This window comes from Thioalkalivibrio nitratireducens DSM 14787, from assembly GCF_000321415.2.
Lineage (GTDB): Bacteria > Pseudomonadota > Gammaproteobacteria > Ectothiorhodospirales > Ectothiorhodospiraceae > Thioalkalivibrio > Thioalkalivibrio nitratireducens.
Genome location: NC_019902.2, coordinates 2,190,792 through 2,209,983, shown reverse-complemented (window position 1 = coordinate 2,209,983; position 19,192 = coordinate 2,190,792). Strand labels below are relative to the sequence as shown.

The 19,192-nt window shown below is 67.6% G+C and carries 18 protein-coding genes; 13 read left to right on the top strand and 5 right to left on the bottom strand.

The features are described 5' to 3' along the window. Positions 1-3: 3 nt before the first annotated feature. On the bottom strand, positions 4-612 hold the full coding sequence (ccoO, locus tag TVNIR_RS10220) for a cytochrome-c oxidase, cbb3-type subunit II (RefSeq protein WP_015258957.1): 609 nt from the start codon (positions 610-612) through the stop codon (positions 4-6). A gap of 19 nt (positions 613-631) precedes the next feature. Continuing rightward, complete coding sequence (ccoN, locus tag TVNIR_RS10215; RefSeq protein ID WP_015258956.1) at positions 632-2,098, bottom strand: cytochrome-c oxidase, cbb3-type subunit I; 1,467 nt, start codon at positions 2,096-2,098, stop codon at positions 632-634. 383 nt (positions 2,099-2,481) lie between these two features. Between ccoN and TVNIR_RS10210 the strand changes: the two genes are divergently transcribed. Continuing rightward, entirely contained in the window at positions 2,482-3,765 is a 1,284-nt protein-coding gene (locus TVNIR_RS10210) for an O-acetylhomoserine aminocarboxypropyltransferase/cysteine synthase family protein (protein ID WP_043740539.1), read from the top strand. A 110-nt stretch (positions 3,766-3,875) separates the two neighbouring features. Here the strand turns inward: TVNIR_RS10210 and TVNIR_RS10205 are convergent, their stop codons facing one another. Both TVNIR_RS10205 and fnr read right to left on the bottom strand, forming a co-directional pair. Next, positions 3,876-4,361: a DUF2390 domain-containing protein gene (locus tag TVNIR_RS10205; RefSeq protein ID WP_043739597.1), complete on the bottom strand. Its 486-nt coding sequence runs from the start codon at positions 4,359-4,361 to the stop codon at positions 3,876-3,878. Further along, on the bottom strand, positions 4,336-5,067 hold the full coding sequence (gene fnr / locus TVNIR_RS10200) for a fumarate/nitrate reduction transcriptional regulator Fnr (protein WP_015258952.1): 732 nt from the start codon (positions 5,065-5,067) through the stop codon (positions 4,336-4,338). Before fnr ends, TVNIR_RS10205 begins: the two co-directional genes overlap by 26 nt. A gap of 160 nt (positions 5,068-5,227) precedes the next feature. Between fnr and TVNIR_RS10195 the strand changes: the two genes are divergently transcribed. From TVNIR_RS10195 to TVNIR_RS10145, 11 genes are all read left to right on the top strand, one after another. Beyond that, positions 5,228-6,346: a 4Fe-4S dicluster domain-containing protein gene (locus tag TVNIR_RS10195; protein WP_015258951.1), complete on the top strand. Its 1,119-nt coding sequence runs from the start codon at positions 5,228-5,230 to the stop codon at positions 6,344-6,346. Then, the gene (locus tag TVNIR_RS10190; RefSeq protein ID WP_015258950.1) at positions 6,333-7,166 is read left to right on the top strand and encodes an FAD/NAD(P)-binding protein; all 834 of its coding nucleotides are present in this window, start codon (positions 6,333-6,335) and stop codon (positions 7,164-7,166) included. Before TVNIR_RS10195 ends, TVNIR_RS10190 begins: the two co-directional genes overlap by 14 nt. 12 nt (positions 7,167-7,178) lie before the next feature. Further along, positions 7,179-8,021: an NADH-quinone oxidoreductase subunit B family protein gene (locus tag TVNIR_RS10185; protein ID WP_015258949.1), complete on the top strand. Its 843-nt coding sequence runs from the start codon at positions 7,179-7,181 to the stop codon at positions 8,019-8,021. Continuing rightward, entirely contained in the window at positions 8,018-9,316 is a 1,299-nt protein-coding gene (locus tag TVNIR_RS10180) for a Ni/Fe hydrogenase subunit alpha (protein WP_015258948.1), read from the top strand. The genes TVNIR_RS10185 and TVNIR_RS10180 overlap by 4 nt, the downstream gene beginning before the upstream one ends. Before the next feature lie 21 nt (positions 9,317-9,337). Further along, on the top strand, positions 9,338-9,790 hold the full coding sequence (locus TVNIR_RS10175) for a hydrogenase maturation protease (RefSeq protein WP_043740536.1): 453 nt from the start codon (positions 9,338-9,340) through the stop codon (positions 9,788-9,790). Positions 9,791-9,988: 198 nt separating this feature from the next. Then, positions 9,989-10,297: a hypothetical protein gene (locus tag TVNIR_RS10170; protein ID WP_015258946.1), complete on the top strand. Its 309-nt coding sequence runs from the start codon at positions 9,989-9,991 to the stop codon at positions 10,295-10,297. 77 nt (positions 10,298-10,374) lie between these two features. Beyond that, the gene (locus TVNIR_RS10165; RefSeq protein ID WP_015258945.1) at positions 10,375-11,448 is read left to right on the top strand and encodes a glycosyltransferase family 9 protein; all 1,074 of its coding nucleotides are present in this window, start codon (positions 10,375-10,377) and stop codon (positions 11,446-11,448) included. Between the two features lie 46 nt (positions 11,449-11,494). Next, the gene (locus TVNIR_RS10160) at positions 11,495-12,271 is read left to right on the top strand and encodes a BUD32 family EKC/KEOPS complex subunit (protein WP_015258944.1); all 777 of its coding nucleotides are present in this window, start codon (positions 11,495-11,497) and stop codon (positions 12,269-12,271) included. A gap of 117 nt (positions 12,272-12,388) precedes the next feature. Beyond that, the gene (locus TVNIR_RS10155) at positions 12,389-13,120 is read left to right on the top strand and encodes an FkbM family methyltransferase (RefSeq protein WP_083499430.1); all 732 of its coding nucleotides are present in this window, start codon (positions 12,389-12,391) and stop codon (positions 13,118-13,120) included. Continuing rightward, complete coding sequence (locus tag TVNIR_RS10150) at positions 13,117-13,887, top strand: glycosyltransferase family 2 protein (RefSeq protein ID WP_015258942.1); 771 nt, start codon at positions 13,117-13,119, stop codon at positions 13,885-13,887. Before TVNIR_RS10155 ends, TVNIR_RS10150 begins: the two co-directional genes overlap by 4 nt. Continuing rightward, positions 13,884-14,945 carry a glycosyltransferase family 4 protein gene (locus TVNIR_RS10145; protein ID WP_015258941.1) on the top strand — a complete coding sequence of 354 codons (1,062 nt, stop codon included), beginning with the start codon at positions 13,884-13,886 and terminating at the stop codon, positions 14,943-14,945. Before TVNIR_RS10150 ends, TVNIR_RS10145 begins: the two co-directional genes overlap by 4 nt. A gap of 107 nt (positions 14,946-15,052) precedes the next feature. Here the strand turns inward: TVNIR_RS10145 and TVNIR_RS10140 are convergent, their stop codons facing one another. Further along, positions 15,053-16,219, bottom strand: a complete 1,167-nt coding sequence (locus TVNIR_RS10140; protein WP_015258940.1) for a glycosyltransferase family 4 protein — start codon at positions 16,217-16,219, stop codon at positions 15,053-15,055. A 221-nt stretch (positions 16,220-16,440) separates the two neighbouring features. Here TVNIR_RS10140 and TVNIR_RS10135 point away from each other — a divergent pair, with 221 nt between their 5' ends. After that, on the top strand, positions 16,441-18,900 hold the full coding sequence (locus tag TVNIR_RS10135; protein WP_015258939.1) for a VWA domain-containing protein: 2,460 nt from the start codon (positions 16,441-16,443) through the stop codon (positions 18,898-18,900). Positions 18,901-19,192 lie beyond the last annotated feature (292 nt).

The following is a 19,192-nucleotide window of genomic DNA, read 5'->3' as shown; positions in this document are numbered from 1 at the left end:
CCATCATCTCCAGTGCGCGAGGACGGTACCCAGGCCCTGCAGGTACGCGATCATCGCATCCATTTCGGTCTTGCCGCGCACCTCGTCGGCGGCCGCGGCGATCTGCTCGTCGGTGTAGGGGACACCGAGACGCTGCAGCGCGCGCAGCTTGCGCGGGGTGATGTCCGCGTTGATCTCGCGGTCTTCGAGGAAGGCGTAGGCCGGCATGTTCGATTCCGGCACCACCGCGCGCGGGTCGATCAGGTGCAGGCGGTGCCATTCGTCGCTGTAGCGACCGCCGACCCGAGCGAGGTCCGGCCCGGTGCGCTTGGAGCCCCACTGGAAGTTGTGATCCCAGACGAACTCGCCGGCCACCGAGTAATGGCCGTAGCGCTCGGTCTCCGCGCGGAATGGACGGATCATCTGAGAGTGGCAGGTGTAGCAGCCCTCGCGGATGTAGATGTCGCGTCCCTCCAGTTCCAGCGCGGACCGGGGCTCCATCCCCTCGATCGGCTGCGTGGTGCTGTTCAGGTAGAACAGCGGCACGATCTGGACCAAGCCTGCGATGCTGATCACGATGATGATCAGCACGATCATCAGGCCGATGTTTTTTTCGACTACTTCATGACTCATGGTGTGTTCCCCCCCCTGATCAGTGTGCGGTCTGCGGCACGGTGTGCACGACCGGCTTGGTTCCCGCGATGGTCTTCCAGACGTTCCAGATCATGAAGAACATGCCGACGAAGAAGATCGCGCCGCCCAGGAAACGCAGGAAGTAGTACGGGTACATCTGCACCAGGGTCTCGACGAAGTTGTACGTCAGCGTACCGTCGGGGTTCACCGCACGCCACATCAGGCCCTGCATCACGCCGGAGATCCACATCGAGACGATGTACATCACGGTGCCGATGGTCGAGAGCCAGAAATGCCATTCGATCGCCTTGATCGAGTACATGCGCTCCTTGCCAAACAGCACCGGGATCAGCGCGTACAGCGAGCCGATCGAGATCATCGCGACCCAGCCGAGTGCTCCGCCGTGCACGTGACCGATCGTCCAGTCCGTGTAATGCGACAGCGCGTTCACGGTCTTGATCGACATCATCGGGCCCTCGAACGTCGCCAGACCGTAGAACGAGAGTGCGACGATCAGGAAGCGCAGGATCGGGTCGGTGCGCAGTTTGTGCCAGGCCCCGGACAGGGTCATGATTCCGTTGATCATTCCGCCCCAGGACGGTGCCAGCAGCATCAGTGAGAACACCATCCCGAGCGACTGCACCCAGTCGGGCAGCGCGGTGTAGTGCAGGTGGTGCGGGCCGGCCCACATGTACAGCGAGATCAACGCCCAGAAGTGCACGATCGACAGTCGGTAGGAGAAGATCGGGCGCCCGGCCTGTTTGGGAACGAAGTAGTACATCATCCCCAGGAACGCCGCCGTGAGGAAGAAGCCGACCGCGTTGTGGCCATACCACCACTGCACCATCGCGTCCACCGTGCCCGGGTACAGCGAGTAGGACTTGAACAGCGTGACCGGGATCGCCAGGTTGTTGACGATGTGCAGCATCGCGATGGTGAGGATGTAGGCACCGAAGAACCAGTTCGCGACGTAGATGTGTTTGGCCTTGCGCTTGACGATCGTGCCGAAGAACACGATCGCGTAGGCGACCCAGACCACCGCGATCAGGATCGCGATCGGCCACTCGAGCTCGGCGTATTCCTTGCCCATCGTTATCCCAAGCGGGAACGTAATGGCGGCCAGCACGATGACCAGCTGCCAGCCCCAGAACGTGAAGGCCACCAGCGGCCCTCCGAACAGCCGAGTCTGGCAGGTCCGTTGCACGATGTAGTAGGACGTGGCGAACAGTGCGGAACCGCCGAAGGCGAAGATCACCGCGTTGGTGTGCAGCGGGCGCAACCGCCCGAAGCTGAGCCATTCGTGGACGTTGAGCTGCGGCCAGACCAGCTGCGCCGCGATGATTACGCCGACCAGCATTCCGACCACGCCCCAGACGATGGTCATGATCGTGAACTGCCGGACGACCTTGTAGTTGTAGGTCTCCTGTGTCGCTTCCGCCTTGTGGGTACCTGCACCTGCTTTCTGAGTATCTGCGGTTGTTTCCATGGATTTCCCCCATCGGTGACAAAACCAGCCCGACCAGAGCCGCCACCCCGCTCGCGCTGCTCTGCGAAGTGTAGGCGAAGAAACACCGTTTGGGTTGATCCAGATCAAGACTTTTGTCCACTTCAGCCGACTTCCCGGGAACCGAACGGCCAGTCTCGTGGTCTCTACCCCCTTGGGGATAATCTTAATTGATGGTCCTGGGCCATGAATTCCTTAGGGCCGTGCCCGGCTACGTCTTGTGGCCGCGCGTCGCCGGCTGGCGCGCTGTCTCGCTCCAGCCGGGTTGTCGTATCCTTGGCGCGCACGTGGCTGCACGGCGCATCACGAACAGACGAACCCAGAGAGGCCTGCCGCTTGCCGCCCATCAACGAAGAGAGATGCCGATGAAGTTCGAGACGCAGGCGATCCACGCCGGCTTTGCGCCGGACCCGACCACCCGGGCGGTGGCCGTGCCGATCTACCAGACGACCTCCTACGCCTTCGACGACACCCAGCACGGGGCCGACCTGTTCGACCTGAAGGTTCCCGGCAATATCTACACCCGGATCATGAACCCGACCACCGACGTGCTCGAGCAGCGCGTCGCGGCACTGGAGGGCGGCGTCGGGGCGCTCGCGTTCGCGTCGGGGATGGCCGCGATCACCGCCTCGCTGATGACCCTGGCCGAGGCTGGTCACAACGTGGTGACGACCAGCACGCTGTACGGTGGTACCTACAACCTGTTCGCGCACACGCTGCCGCGCTACGGTATCGAGGTCCGCTTCGCGCCTCCCGGCGACATCGACGCGATGCGCGGGCTGATCGACCAGGACACGCGGGCGGTCTTCTGCGAATCGATCGGTAACCCGGCCGGCAACGTGGCCGACCTCGCGGCGCTCGCGGACCTGGCGCACGGGCACGGGATCCCGCTGATCGTCGACAACACCGTGCCGTCGCCATACCTCTGCCGGCCGTTCGAGCACGGTGCCGACATCGTCGTGCATTCGCTGACCAAGTACATGGGCGGGCATGGCACCACCATCGGCGGAGTGCTGGTCGATTCGGGGCGTTTCCCCTGGGCGGATCACGCCGAGCGCTTCCCGGGGCTGACCCAGCCGGATCCCTCGTATCACGGCGTGACCTACACCGAGGCGTTCGGTCCGGCGGCGTACATCGGTCGCGCGCGGGTGGTGCCGCTGCGCAACATGGGTGCCGCGATCTCGCCGTTCAACAGCTTCCAGGTGCTGCAGGGAATCGAGACGCTGGCGCTGCGAATGGACCGTCACTGCGAGAACGCGCTGGCAGTGGCCCAGTTCCTCGACCGACATGCCGCGGTGAGCTGGGTGGCCTATGCAGGGCTGCCCGACCATCCCGACCACCCGCTGGTTCAACGCTACCTGGGTGGCCGCGCCGCGGGCATTCTCAGTTTCGGAATCCGCAGCCCACACGGGGGTAGGGCGGCGGGAGCGAAGTTCATCGATGCACTGCAGCTGGTGACGCGGCTGGTGAACATCGGCGACGCCAAGAGCCTGGCCTGCCATCCGGCGACGACCACGCACCGGCAGCTCTCGGTGCAGGAACTGGAACGGGCGGGGGTACGGGAAGACATGGTGCGTCTGTCGGTCGGCATCGAGCATATCGACGATATCTTGGCCGACCTGGAACAGGCGCTCGTGGCGGCCGTCTGACTCCGCGGCCCGTTTCGTACATGCCCGGGTGGACGGGATCCAGCCTTGCGGGCCGGGTCCGGATCGGCCCGGTGCGCGGCGCCTGCGGGCCGCAGGCCGGACCGCGCGACTCAGCTGTCGCCGAGCGCGTTCAGCAACTCCGCGATTTCCGTTCCCGGCAGCCATGGGAACAGGCGTTCCAGCCGGAACTGGCGATCGGCCGGTAAGGTGCCCTCCGGTGCCGGACACGCCCTGCCGGCGAGCCAGGCGGCTTCCACGCGCTCGGATCCGAGTTCCAGTTGTTGCAGGGCGCGATAACCCTCGGGCCAGTCCAGGTGGCGGGTGCGCCGCCGGAGGCTCCGGATGCGGCGGGTCACGTCGTCGTTCCATTGGTCCGAGGCCTGTTTCAGCGCCGCCCACTGCGCGGACGTCAGTCGCGCCGGGTGCCAGCAGGCGAACAGGACGAACATCACTGCGATCCGATCCCGGTCCTGCCACAACAACAGCCGCTCGCGGACTTCATGGCTCTGCCAGACGGACAGCGCATACGACCAGAAATCGGCGTGCTCCGTTCGCGGGGCGGAGAGGCGGTCAGGCGATCCGGGAGAGGGGTTCAAACCGGATGCCGGCAATCCGGTGCAGGCTGTCCAGATCGAGCAGGGTCAGATCCCGCGTGTGGATCTCGATCAACCCCTGCTTGCGGAACTGGGTGAAAAGGCGGCTGATGGTCTCCTGCGTGAGCCCCAGGTGATTCGCGATGTCGGCGCGCGACATGCTCAGCGCGAAGTGGTCGGCCATCAGTCCGCGCGCGCGAAACCGCATGGACAGGCTCAGCAGGAATGCCGACAGGCGCTGTTCCGCGTTGCGCTGGCCGAGCAGTGCCAGCAGTGATTCATCCGAAGCGATCTCGCGGCTCATCGTGCGCATCACGTGTTGCCGGAAGCTCGGCAGGTGCCCCGCCAGCAGGTCGAGCTTGTCGAACGGAATCTCGCACAGGCTGGTCGACTCGAGGGCCACGGCGCTGACCGGGTGACGGCTCCGGTTGATCGCATCGAGCCCCAGCATTTCCCCGGCAAAGGTGAAGCCGGTCACCTGTTCGGTGCCATCGTCGGCGAGCAGCACGGTTTTCAGCGACCCGGTGCGCACCGCGTAGACGGAGTGGAACGGTGCCCCCATGCGGAAAAGCAGCTGGCCCTTCGCAATGGGCCGGCGCCGCTGGACGATCTCATCGAGCTGCCAGAGTTCGCTGTCCGGCAGACCCACGGGCAGGCACAGGAGCTTCAACGAGCACTGGTCACAGGAACCCGAAGCATGAATCGTCATGGATCCCGATGTAAGCAGAAACCGGACTCGAAAGAAAGAGGACGGGCGGCCAAGGTGGATTCTGCGAGCCCGCTGCCGGGCGTTTTCGAGCGGTGCCGTCGGCGCCGTTTCTGATTCAGGTCATCGCCTTGCGAGGGCGGATGGTCTAACCTCTCGCGCTATGACGACCTCCCCCCTATTCCTGCCGCGGGATACCCTGGATGCGTTCCTGCTCGCCCTCCGTGACTCGGGGTTCGAACGTATCCTGGGGCCGATGGCTCGGGACGGGGCGATCACCATGCGCGAGATCGATACGGCGGCGGATCTGCCCACGGGTGTGGGGGACCGTCAGCACCCCGGGCATTACCGGCTGACGGAAACCGGGCACGGTCGCTGTTTCGCCTGGGCGAATGGGCCGCAGGCGCTGAAACCGCTGACCTTCGCCCCGCGCGAGACGCTCTGGCGCTGCGAGCGCGATGACGACGGTCGGCTTGCCTTCCGGGACGCCGGCCTGCGCCACACGCCGACCGCCGTCATCGGCGTTCGCGCTTGCGACCTGGCGGCGTTGCGGATTCAGGAGCGCCACTTCCTGGGCGAGCCCGATCCTGATCCGCACTATGCCGCACGCCGCGACAGCCTGCTGCTGGTCGCAGTGCACTGCAGCCACCCGGCGGACACCTGTTTCTGCGCTTCGACCGGGGACGGTCCGAAGGCGGAATCCGGTTTCGATATCGCGCTATCCGAACTTGACGAGGGTTTTGTCGCCACCGCCGGGACCGATCGGGGGCAGCAGATCCTCGAGCGCCTGGGTCTCGCGCCGGCGACGATGGCACAAGGCGAACAGGCCGATGCCGAAATCGAAGCGGCCGTACGGTGCCAGACTCGGAGTTTGCCTGGGCAGAACCTGAAGGATGCGCTGTATGCACGCCTCGAGCACCCGCACTGGGACGACGTCGGGCGCCGCTGCCTGTCCTGCGGGAACTGTACCGCGGTCTGTCCGACCTGCTTCTGTCACGCCGAGCAGGATGAGCCGGTCCTGGACGGCGGCTCCAGCGATCACCTGCGCCAGTGGGATAGTTGTTTCACCGCGGTACACAGCTACATGGGCCATTTCCTGGTGCGCGAGGAGACCCGGCTGCGCTATCGCCAGTGGCTGACGCACAAGCTCGCGTCCTGGCACGAACAGTACGGCCGATCCGGCTGCGTCGGTTGCGGCCGCTGCATCGCATGGTGCCCGGTCGGGATCGACATCACCGCCGAGGTCTCGGCGCTGCTGGGGTCCGGCGATGCACAATCCTGACCGGCCGTTCGAGGTCGAGGTGGTCGAGCGGGTCGAGGAGACCCCGACGATCTACACGCTGCACCTGCGTTTCACCGATCCCGGGATCGAGCGGAGCTACCGCTGCCAACCGGGCCAGTTCAACATGCTGTACCTGTACGGCGTCGGCGAGATTCCGATCTCGATCGTCTCCGATCCCGACTCCCGGGGGCCGGTGGAGCACACGATCCGGTCGGTGGGCCGGGTGACGCGGGGCATGGAGATGCTCCGGGTCGGAGATCGCATCGGCCTGCGCGGTCCTTACGGCCGCGGTTGGCCGCTGCAGGAGGCCGAGGGCCGCGATGTCGTGTTCGTGACCGGCGGCCTGGGTTGTGCGCCACTGGTCTCGCTGATCCGGTACGTCGTCGAGCGCCGGGAACGCTTCGGGCGGATCGTGATCCTGCAGGGCGTCAAGCACAGCGACGACCTGATCTGGCGCCGCCAGTACGAGCGCTGGCAGCGTTTGCCCGATGTCCAGGTGCTGCTGGCCTCCGATGTCGGCGGGCCGAACTGGCCGTACAGCGTCGGCAGAGTCACTGTGCTGTTCAGCCAGGCGGCGATCGATCCCGATCGCAGCATCGTGATGCTCTGCGGGCCGGAAGTGATGATGAAGTCCTCGATCGAGCGTCTGCTGGCGATCGGCGTCCCGCCCGAGGTGATCTGGCTCAGCATCGAGCGCAACATGCAGTGCGGGATCGGCCATTGCGGGCACTGTCAGCTGGGTCCGTATTTCGTGTGCCACGACGGCCCGGTGTTTCACTACCCGGCGCTGCGTCCTTGGCTCGGCGTCACGGGCTTCTGACCGGAGGGGAACATGGCGACGACCGAGCGGGTTCTGCCGATCAGCGCACTAGACCGATTCAACGCGCGTGCGCAGCCGCGGCCGCGCATCGCGGTACACAAGTTCAGTTCCTGCGACGGCTGCCAGCTTGCCTTCCTGAACGCGGGTGAGGCGCTGCTACAGCTTGCGCAACGGGTCGATCTGGTGCATTTCGCCGAGGCCGGGCCGGTCGATCCGGAGGCTCCGGTTGATCTGGCATTCGTCGAGGGCAGCATTTCAACGCCGGAGGAGGCGGAGCGCATCCGCAGGGTGCGCGCGAACAGTCGTTACCTAGTCAGCATCGGCGCCTGTGCGACCTCCGGCGGACTGCAGGCGCTGCGCAATTTCAATGCCGACGGTGCCGTGGGTTGGACGGAGGCGATCTACGCGCAGCCAGAGTTCATCCAGAGCCTCGGTAGCGCAACGCCGGTCGCCGAGCACGTGAAGGTCGATCTCGAGCTGTGGGGCTGTCCGGTCAACGCGCGCCAGGTCTTCCAGGCGCTGCGCCAGCTGCTTTTCGGGGTCGCGCCGGTGGTCGACAAGGACAAGCTCTGCGTCGAGTGCAAGCGCCAGCAGCACGTCTGCGTGCTGGTCGCGAAGGGCGAACCCTGCATGGGCCCGGTTACGCACACCGGCTGCGGGGCGCTGTGCCCGGCGTTCGGACGCGACTGCTACGCCTGTTTCGGTCCGGCTGAGAATCCCAATACCGCCGCACTGGCGTGCCGCTTCGAGGGGCTGGGCCTGGTGCCCGAGGCGGTTGCGCGGCGCTTTCATTTCATCAACAGCCATGCGCCCTCCTTCCGCGCCGAGTGGTTGAAGTGGCAGGAGCCGGAATGAGCGAGCAGCGCGAGATCCGCATCGAGGTGCCGGTCCTGGCCCGGGTCGAGGGCGAGGGAGCGCTCGAGCTGACGGCTTCGGGGGGGCGCATCGAGGATCTGCGCCTGCGCATCTTCGAACCCCCGCGCTACTTCGAGAAGTTTCTGGAGGGAAGAGGGGCCGACGAAGTCCTCGACGTGGTCGCGCGTATCTGCGGCATCTGTCCGGTGGCGTACCAGATGACGGCAGTGCAGGCGCTGGAACAGGCCTTCGGCGTCGAACCCGCGCCTTGGATACTGGACCAGCGCCGGCTGATGTACTGCGGCGAGTGGCTTCAGAGCCATGCGCTGCACATCCACCTGCTCGCGCTGCCGGATTTCCTGGGCTTCGACAACGCGATCGCGATGGCGCAGAAGCACCCGGAAGCGGTGCGCCGGGGTCTGCGCCTGCAGCGCCTCGGCAACGACCTGATCCGGCTGTTCGGGGGGCGTTCGGTGCACCCGGTGGGCATGCGGGTCGGGGGCTTCCACCGCGCGCCCGATCCCGCGCGGGCCGCCGCGGTGCTGGCCGAACTGCGCGATGCGCTGCCCGATGCCGAGGCGCTGGTGGCGTTCACCGCCGGGCTGGATCTGCCGGAAGACGACCAGGAGTTCACCTCCGTGGCGCTGCGCCACGAGAACGAATACCCGATGTACTCGGGACGGATCGTTTCGGACCGTGGGCTGGATCTTGCGGTGCACGAGTACCCCGAGCATTTCGAGGAGTCGCATGTCGCGCATTCGACTGCGCTGTACGCCCATCTGCACGGGCAACCCTATCTGGTCGGGCCTCTCGCGCGGCTGAACCTGAACCACGACCGGCTTTCCGGCGCCGCGCGCGCTGCATTGGCCGCCACCGGGCTGCGATTGCCGAGTCGCAACATGTTCCATTCGGTGATCGCGAGGGCGGTCGAGGTGCACGAAGCGGTGCTGCAGGCGATCGAGTTGCTGGAACGCTACCGGCCGCGGGAGCCGGCCCATGATCCGGTCACCGCAAGGTTCGGCCAGGGCCATGGGGCGACCGAGGCGCCGCGCGGTCTGCTTTGGCACCGCTACCGGCTCGATGCCGACGGCATGGTCCGTCACGCGCAGATCGTGCCGCCGACGTCGCAGAACCAGGCGCGCATCGAAGATGACCTCCGGCGTTCGCTCGAGAGCTTCGGGTTGCACCACGACGACGATGCGTTGCGCCTGCATGGCGAGATGGTGATCCGCAACTACGATCCCTGCATCTCCTGCGCGACGCACTTTCTGAAAGTCCGCGTCCGGCGCAGGTGAGTGGGCAACCGGGGTGCCGCGATGCCCAGGCAGTTCCCAGCGCAGCGCTGGCGGATCCTGGGTGTGGGCTCGCCGACGGTCGGCGACGGCCTCGGTTGGGCAGCGATCGATCGGCTGCGCGACGCGGGTTTCGGCCGGCTGGTCGAACTCGAGGCGCTGGACCGCCCGGGCCCGACCCTGATCGACCATTTCGAACCCTCGATGAACGTGATCGTGATCGACGCGATCCAGGCGGGCCTGCCGCCCGGCAGCGTGCGGGAACTGGGTCTTGACGAGGTGATCGCGCACGCACGGGTAGCGTCGACCCACGACCTCGGCCTAGCCGAGACCCTGCTGCTCGCCCGCGCGCTGGGTGCCCTGCCGGCGCGACTGCACCTGATCGGCATCGAGGCGGGTTCGGCCACCGCGGGCCGCGCCTGGCGCGCCGCAGCGCTGCGCGAAGTGGCGGAACGTGTCCAGGTGCTGCTGGCCTGACAGCGCGCCGCGACCATGCCGCCCGCTGGCGCTGCTGCATCGGTCCCGCGGGCGGTACCGTTCACCCCCCAACCCGATGCAGGCTCGGGGACACGTGCCGGCGGGCCATCCATCCCCCGCAGCCGTGGGGTGGCGTCGCGTGCGAGGGCGAGCGTCTGCTATCTTCGCGTGATTGGCCCCGCGATCACGGAAACCCCCATGAGCGAACACGAAGCCCCCGAAGCCGAACTGACCAAGGAACAACGCATCCTCGCGATGGTGAAGAAGGTGCTGACCGACGTAGCACGCGATACCCATGCCCCGCCGGGCATCCAGCATCCGCTGACGGACCGGACCATCGAGGGCATCCGCGACTGCCTCTCGCTGATCGTCGCGCGAGAGCAGGAACTGGCCGATGCCCTGGGCCAGGAGATGAACATGCGGCCCCGCTATGTCGACGAGCCACGCCAGAACACTGTGGTTCCGATCAACATCGACGCCCTGCGCAAGAAGCCGAAAGGCGATTGAGGGCGTGTGGCTGGTGGCCGCGGGGCAACCTCGGCGCGGAGCCCGTGGCGTACGGCGACACGCGGTTGGATGACGGCATGGAGACGACGATTGCGTGCCGCCGGCTGTTGGTGGTCCGCAACGACCGGCTTGGCGATTTCATGCTCGCCTGGCCGGCACTGGCGCTCCTCCGGTCCTCCCTGCCGGACACCCGGATCGCGGTGCTGGTGCCCCCTTATACCGAGCCGCTCGCCCGGGAGTGCCCCTGGATCGACGACGTGGTCGTGGATCCAGGGCCGAACGCCGGTGCGGGCGCCCGGCGGACGCTGCTGGCCGAACTTCGGCGCCAGCGCTTCGACGCGATGCTCACCCTGTTTTCGACCGCTCGTATCGGCTGGCTTGGACTGCGGTCGGGGATCCCGCTGCGGCTGGCCCCGGCCACTAAGCCCGCCCAGTTCCTGTATCCGGTGCGAGTGCCCCAGCGCCGGTCGCGTTCGCTGAAGCCCGAGTATGTGTACAACGAGGATCTCGCCCGGGCGTTGCTGGGCAGGCTGGGTGCCGGGGCCCATCCAGTGGCGCCGCCATACTGGCCGCTTTCGCCGCAGGATAAGGCAGCGGAACGATCGGGCCTAGCCAGGCGGCTCAGGATTCCGCCAGAGCGCCCGTGGTTCTTCGTGCATGCCGGGTCGGGCGGTTCGTCGAACAACCTGAGCGTCGCGCAGTATGCACAGCTGGTACACGGGGTGCATGCCCGACTGACGCGCGACGCGGGAAACGATGCGCCCGTCTGGGTCCTGACCGCTGGTCCCGGCGAGGAGCCGCGGACCCGGGAACTGGCTGCCATGATGCTGGTCGAGGGCCGCGAGACCGCGGTCTATGCGTCTCGGGACGGCCTGGCGCGGTTCGCGCGCAGTCTGGCCGCCGCGGACCTGTTCGTGGCTGGGTCGACCGGGCCCCTGCATGTCGCCGGCTGCCTGGACGTGCCCACCGTGGGCTTCTTCCCTTCGAAGCGTTCGTCAACGGCGTTGCGCTGGCGCCCGTGCAACGCGGAGGGTCGCACCCTCGGCCTGGAGCCGCCGGCAGGGGCTAGCGACACGGAGATGTCGAGGATCGACCCGGGCCAGGCCGCGGACCGGATCGCTGAATTCTGGCGCGGGCTGCCGGCTGGGTGATGGCCACGACGATCCGCGCTTCGGAGTCTTGTGCCGAGCCTGTCCTGTGGTCGCGGTGCAGTTGGCGGGCATGACGGTGCCGTTGCCCCCGGAGTTCGCGATCCGCTGCCTGAAGGCTGATGGACCCCGGATCGTATGGCTGATCCATCCCCCCGGCGAGTCGCCGCAGGTGCTCAAGACCTGGCCGCTCAACCCGCGTCGGTTCCTGACCCATCTGCTCGGGATCAGCGCGGCCCAGCGCACGGTTCGGGGTAACCGCTTGCTGGGGCGGGTGGGAATTGCAGTGCCCGAGCTGTTGTCACGGCCCGAGATCCGGTTCGGTTGCCGCGGCTGGTGCGTCGATATGCGGCTGTCCTACGTGCCCGGCGTATCCGGTTGGGAAGTCCTGCAGCGGAGCGTGCAGGTTCCGGGGGGGTACGGGCTGCAGCTGCGCGCGGTCGCCCGTTCCGTCGGGATGATCGTCGGCCGCCTGATCCGGAACGGGCTGTTCCACCGGGATCTCACGATCGAGAATTTCGTGATCGGGGTTGCCGGACAGGTGTGGATCGTCGACACGGATGGCGTGCGACCCATGCGCAATCGGGTCAGGGAAACCGAGAGGATGCTGAGCCGGCTCGCGGTGCAGTCGCTGGAGGCCGGGATGCCCCTGCCCGTTGGTGTGCAGCGCACGCTGCTGCGCGCGGTGCTGCGCCCGCTTTCGCGGCGGGAACGCAGCGCGTTGATGGATCGCCTCCGGCAGCAGCCGTGGGTGCGCGATCTGCAATCGCGGCAGCATTGCGGCGATTGCAGTCCCGGCCACCGGACAGTGCCGGAGACGCCTTGATCCTGGCGCCACGATCCGTTGGCCCCCCGGCGGACGTTCGTCCGAACGGAGTGCGCGGATGCCCTGGATGACCCGTGGGGGTACCCTGTACCCCTGCATCGCTGACGGGTGAACGGGATGGCCCTCAATCAGACCTTCTACGCACGAGCCACCGCGACTGGCCATCGATTCGGCCATGTTGCGGAGGTCGGCGTGTACCATCCGGAAACGTCGAACGTGCACGATTTCATCCTGGACGGGGTCCGGGCCACATTGGTGGAGCCGGAGCCCGCGTCGGTGGAACTGATCCGGGCGTACTTCCAGGGCCGGCCGAACGTCGAACTGCACGCCTGTGCGCTCTGTGATTTCGACGGGGAAGTGAAATTGCTTTACCGGGGCAGCTCGACCCATGTCGCGACCCTGGACAGCAGCCCCGCGCTGGTCAACGACGGGGCCAACCGGGATGAAGCGCGAGCCTTCACGGCACCCTGCACGCGGTTCAGCACCATCGACGACGGCAGCATCGACCTGCTTTCCGTCGACACCGAAGGCAGCGAGTGGTTCGTGCTCAAGCACATGACCAGTCGGCCCACGATGATCTCCGTCGAGACCCATGGCGGCGCCTACACGAATCCGTATCTTCGGGAAATCCGCCACTGGATGGAGCGCAACGGCTACACGATCTGGTACAAGGACAGGAGCGATTCGGTCTACGTGCGCCGCGGCGAGATCGCGGTGACCCCGCTGGATCGGTTGCGGGTATGGGGTATGGATGCGCGCATCCGCGCGGGTGCGCTGGCCAAGCGGCTGAAGCAGTGGTTCCGGGCCTGGGCGGGTGCGCGTTCCGGTCCGGGGAGGGGAACCGGATGACGCCGTTGCCGATTACCGCGACCGTGATCACGCTCAACGAGGAGGCGATGATCGCGGGCTGTATCCGTTCGCTGCGCCCGGTCTGCGACGAGATCATCGTCGTCGATTCGCGCAGCACCGACCGCACCCGGGAGATCGCCGCGGCCGAGGGCGCGCGGGTGATCGAACAGGCCTACCTTGGGGACGGACCGCAGAAAGCGTACGGCGTGCCGCTGGCGACCAACGACTGGATTCTGTCGCTGGATGCCGACGAACGCCTCGAGGACGACGCGGTCGCGCTGATCCGTGCGCTATCGCTCGATGATCCGCAGACCGCCTACGCCCTGCGGCGCCGGAACTTCGTTGGCAACCACTGGATCCGTGCGGCCGGGTTTTATCCGGATTCGGTGGTTCGCCTGTACCATCGCGCGACGTCCGGCTACCTGCCGCGCAAGCATCATTCGCGGGTGGAGGCCCCGCGCGTGCGGCACCTGAAGGGCCACATCCGCCATTTTACCTACGAGGATCTGTCCCACTGGATCCGGCGCATCGACGAGTTGTCGGCGCTGGATGCCTGGGCGATGAAGGATCGCGGCGTCCAGCCCTCGGGCTGGCGGCCTGCAGTGCACGCGCTGGTGGCGCTGCTGCGCAAACTGGTGTTCAAGGGCGGATTCTTCCAGGGTCCGGACGGGATGACCGTTGCGGTCACGACCGCGTTCAATGCGTACATGAAGTATGCGAAGCTGAACGAGCTCTACGAGCGTGAGCAGGGTGGGCCGCGGGAGTGAACCTGCTGTTCGTCGATCCCAAGTCCTCCACCCCCTACGACGGTCAGGGCCTGCGGAGGGAGGCGGTGGGGGGCACCGAGGCGTCACTGGTCACCGTCGCCGAGGGGTTGGCCTCCGTGCATGCGGTGGCGGTGGAGCAACTGGGTCGTTCCCGGCCGGCCGAAATCTCACCGGGCGTGCGCTACCTGCCCCTGGATACGCCGGATCCGTTTGCCGGAGAACCGGCCGACGCGGTGGTGATCCTGCGACGCATCCGGCTCGCCTCCCGATACCGCCAGCGGTTCCCCGATAGCCGGCTCCATGTCTGGGTTCACAACTGGCAGCGGCCGGAGGTGATGTTGAAGCGGGCGGTGCTGGCGCGTACCCGCTGTTCCGTGATCGCGGTGTCCGATGCGCTGGCGCGGGCGAGCGACCGCCTGATCAACGGCGTTCCCGCGCGCCTGCTGGGTACGCTGTCAGGGTGCGGGTCGCGGGTGCCGATCCGGCGCATCTACAATCCTGTGGACGACCGCCTGCAGGTCGAGCCGGTACCCGTCGACCACGACCGGATGATTTTTTTCAGTACGCCGAACAAGGGCCTGCGCCGCGTACTGGAAGCGTTCCTGACCGTGCAGCGCGAGCTTCCCGCGATGCAGCTCGCGATCGCGGGAAGCGCCCCGGAGGTTCTGGAGCAGTACGTCCCCGGCTGCACGACCCGGCCAGGGATCCGCGTGCTTGGCCGGCTGCCGCGCGACGAGGTGCTGCGCCACGTGCGCGAATCATTGTGCGTCTTCTACCCGCAGGACGAGCATCCCGAGACCTTCGGCCTGGTGTTCGCGGAGGCCAACGCCGTAGGAACCCCGGTTCTGGCCCATGACTTCGGCGCTGCCGCCGAAATTCTCGGCGACCCGGTCCAACTGGTCGACGCGCGCGATCATGCCGCGATCGTTGCCCGGGTGGTTGACTGGCGTTCGGGCGGGCGGCCGCGGGTCGGAGGCCGGCCCGACCTGCGCAGATCCGCGGTGCTCGGCGAGTGGCGCCGGCTGCTGGAAGCGCCCGTTGGTTTCGATCGACCCTGAGGCCGGAACCGCCGCTGGGCCCGCGCCGGCGGGCGGTCCGCGCCGGGTCTGGCGCACGGCTTGAGGCGCGGGCTCCGGGGCAACGCCGGGACGGCCCCGGGACGGTTTCAGGATCCGGGTCTAGCGCGGGAGGCCGTTTGCCGCACATCGGCAGCGGCGTATTCCCGGGTTAGGGCCTCGACATGGGCGCGCAGGCTGAACACCTCGCAGGCGCGGTGGCGTGCCGCCAGCCCCAGGCGACTGCGCAGCTCGGGATCGGCGGCCAGTTCCGCGATGGCCGTGGCCCAGGCGGACGGATCCGACGGATCGGCGAGTCGCCCGACACGCGTGTCGAGGATCTCCGGGATTGCCCCGCTGTTCGACCCGATCACCGGCCGCGCCGCCGCCATCGCTTCGATCACTGTCAGGCCGAAGGCCTCATTCAGCGACGGGACGCAGACGATGTCCAGCGCCTCGAGCACACGCGGCAGGTCGGAACGGAAGCCGGTGAAGTGGACTCGCGACGCGAGGCCATGAGCCCGGACGTACCGCTGCAATTCTTGCACGAACTCCGGGTCGCTGCCTTCGTCGGCGTGCAGCCCCCCTGCGATGACGCCGTGGATCGCGAGCTCCGGCGCGTCGCGCTCGAGCCGGTGCAGGGCCTCGAGGAACAGCTGCTGTCCCTTCCCGGGGGTCAGGCGTCCGGGCAGCCCGACCGCGACCGCCCCGCCGGGAATCCCCAGCGAGCGGCGCATCGCCGCGCGTGGAGCCGGATCGAGCCGCGGCCGGTAGGGCTCGGGGTCGATCCCGAGGTACAGGCGCCGGATCCGCTCGGGCGGCAGCGGAAAGGCCTTCAGGTTGCGCGCCCGCGTCGCATCGCTGATCGAGAACAGCCGGTCGAGCCGGCGGTAGATCCAGCGATGCAGCAGATCCTTCTTGGGCCGAGTCGCACCCATGTGGTCGGTGAAGAACAGGCCGATCTCCGGCCAGAGGGACTTCATCAGTACTCCGACCCGCAGATCCGAGGACTTGTGACAATGGACGGTGCGGATATCTTCCCGCTTCATGCAGCGCAGCAAGCGCGGCAGGGATAGCAGGGCCCCGGCCCGCGACGACACCGTCAGCGGCGTGTCTCCCGCCGCCTCGAGGCTCGATGCCACGCGCGACCCGCGCAGGGCGAGTCCGCGGGGCTGCCAGCCCTGCCGGCGTAATTCGGGGAACACCCGCGCCGGATACATCTCCAGCCCACCCCAGCCCTCTGACAGGCAGATATGCAGAACCTTCTGCGAGAACAAGTCCGCCTCCGGGTTGGTGCGATGATGGCGGCTATTCTAGTGGCGTATGTGGAATGCGTGGTACCCGGCGGCGGTGCCAGTAGCGCTGGTGCTTCCGCCGGCTCGCGTACCGTTGTACCCTCGCCGGTTGTGGTGGGGACTTGCCCCCACCCTTGTGGTCCATGCAACCGGCGTACAGCCGTCGTCGGATTCTGCTGTCCATCAAGGAAGGAGTAACAATCGTGCGAAGCCTCTCCAGACCGTTCGCCACCCTGCTCGCCGTGGCCCTGTTCGGCACGGGCGCCGCCACCGCGGCGGATCGTGCCACCGTGATGGTATTCGATGCCTCGGGATCGATGTGGAACCGCATCGACGGCGACATTACCCGGATCGAGGTGGCCCGTGACGTGATGGAGGAGTTCTTCGCGGGCCGGGACGCCGGCGCGCCGATTTCGGTGATCGCCTACGGCCACCGGCGCCGCGGTGACTGCGCCGACATCGAGGTGCTGGCGCCGCTTGGAGTGCACGACCCGGGTGAACTCACTGCGCTGATGCGAGCGCTGAATCCCCGGGGCATGACCCCGCTGACCGACAGCCTCGAGCTGGCGCGCACCCAGATTCCGCGTACCGCGGAATCGGCCGACATCATCCTGGTGACCGACGGTCTCGAGAACTGCGGCGGCGATCCCTGCGCGCTGGCCGCGCAGCTGGCGGCCGAGGGTATCCCGATTCGTGCCCATGTGGTCGGCTTCGGGATGACCTCCGCGGAAGTGAACAGCCTCTCGTGTGTGCCGGAACAGACCGGGGGCCAGTTATTCCATACCAGCTCGGGTGTGGAGCTCGCCGAGGCCCTTGCCGCGGTGTCGATGCCACAGGCCGTCGAGCTGGTGTTCCGGGCGGTGGATGCACGTACCGAAGAGCCTCTTGGCCCGAGCGACTGGCAGATATTCGATGCGCAGACCGGAGCACGGGTCGCTGCGGCGGATGCCACGGCGTCGTTTACAGCGGCGCTGGAGGACGGGCGCTACCGCATCGCCGTGAGGCACCCGGGCTACGAGGGTGCACTCGAACTCGCGGTCGACGAGACGCTCTCGGGCGTCGTCGATATCCCTTTGCAGAGGATGTTGGCCACCGTGACATTGGAGGGGGTCGATGCCCGCACCGGTGTAGCGGTTCCCGATGTCCAGTGGACCTGGACCGATCTCGCGAGCGAGGCCGCGCAAACCGGGCGCGGTGCGGGCGAAAGGCATCGGATCCTCGTGACGCCTGGCGATTACCGGATCGAGGGCAACGCCGGGGCAATGTCCGGCGGCAGCACCATCGCGGCGACGCTGGAGCAGGATGTGACGGCGCGCGTGGAACTGGCCGAGGCCCTGCCCGAGGCCAGCGTGTCCGCCCCAGGGGAAGTCACCAGCGGGGAACGATTCCCGGTGGAATGGACCGGACCCGACGACCGGAGCGACTATATCGCGATCGTCGAGGCCGGGGCACCGGACGCTACTCATATCAGCTATGCCCGGACCCGTTTCGGCTCGCCCGCGCAGGTGACCGCGCCGGACGCGCTGGGTGCCTACGAGGTCCGCTATGTGCACCACGGGTCGGGCCGCACGCTGGCGAGCCAGGCCGTAACCCTGGTAGCGGCGAGCGCGGGCCTGCAGGCACCGGACGAGGCGGTAGCCGGGGCTGCGATCGAGGTGGCCTGGGAAGGGCCGGACAACCCGGGCGACTACATTGCGGTGGTCGAGGCCGGCGCGCCCGAGGGCACGAGCATCAGTTACGCCCGGACTCGTTTCGGTTCGCCGGCGCGGGTCACGCTGCCGGACGCATTGGGCACCTACGAGCTGCGTTATGTGATCAACCAGTCCGGGCGCACGCTGGCGAGCCGGGCGATCACGCTGGTGGCAGCGAGCGCGGGCCTGCAGGCACCGGACGAGGCGGTGGCCGGGGCTGCGATCGAGGTGGCCTGGGAAGGGCCGGACAACCCGGGCGACTACATTGCGGTGGTCGAGGCCGGCGCGCCCGAGGGCACGAGCATCAGTTACGCCCGGACTCGTTTCGGTTCGCCGGCGCGGGTCACGCTGCCGGACGCATTGGGCACCTACGAGCTGCGCTACGTGATCAACCAGTCCGGGCGCACGCTGGCGAGCCGGCCGATTACGCTGGTGGCGGCATCCGCCAGCCTCGAAGGCCCCGAGGTCATCGTTCCCGGTGGGCAGATCGAGGTGGTTTGGGAGGGTCCGGACAACCCGGGCGACTACATCACCATCGTGGAACTCGGCGCAGGCGAGGGCAGCCGCGGTGACTACTGGCGCACCAGCCGCGGAACTCCCGCGCGTCTGCGCGCACCGGAGGCGGAAGGCGACTACGAGCTGCGCTACGTGATCCAGCAATCGAGGCGCACGCTGGCCGCGCTGCCGGTCACCGTTGGTGCTGGCGATGTGTCGCTCGCGGTCGAAGGCGATGTGCAGGCCGGGGGCGTGATGACCGTGGCCTGGCAGGGCCCTGGGCGGTTCGAGGACTTCATCCAGGTGGTGAACGAAGGTGCCGCCGACGACGTGCCGGCGCTGCGCGAGGCGCGGGCGTCCCAGGGGAACCCGGTCCAGCTGTTCGCTCCCGCGGCGCCAGGTCGCTACGAAGTCCGGTATCGCGCATCCGATAGCGGGGAAGTGCTCGCGCGCACGCCGCTCGTCGTGGCCGAATAGGCAACGGCGACGCGATGCAAGCGGGTCGGGGCGCGGCGCTGGCACGGTCGCTGACGCAGCACATCGACATGCCCACGCCGTCTCCGGACAGCCGCGCAGGGGAGGGTTTGCCGGTCGGTTGGCCTCGACGGACGAACCCGCTGCTTGCGGGCTCGCCTGGAACGGCTCGACCGGCAAGGTTCGGCGTTCGCAGCCCGTTGTCGGTGGGGTGCACCCGGCGGTCGGTGGCGATGGCCCGGTCGGCAGTCCTGCGCCGTGAGCGCATAACCCGGGCGAGCTTTCCGGCAGAAGC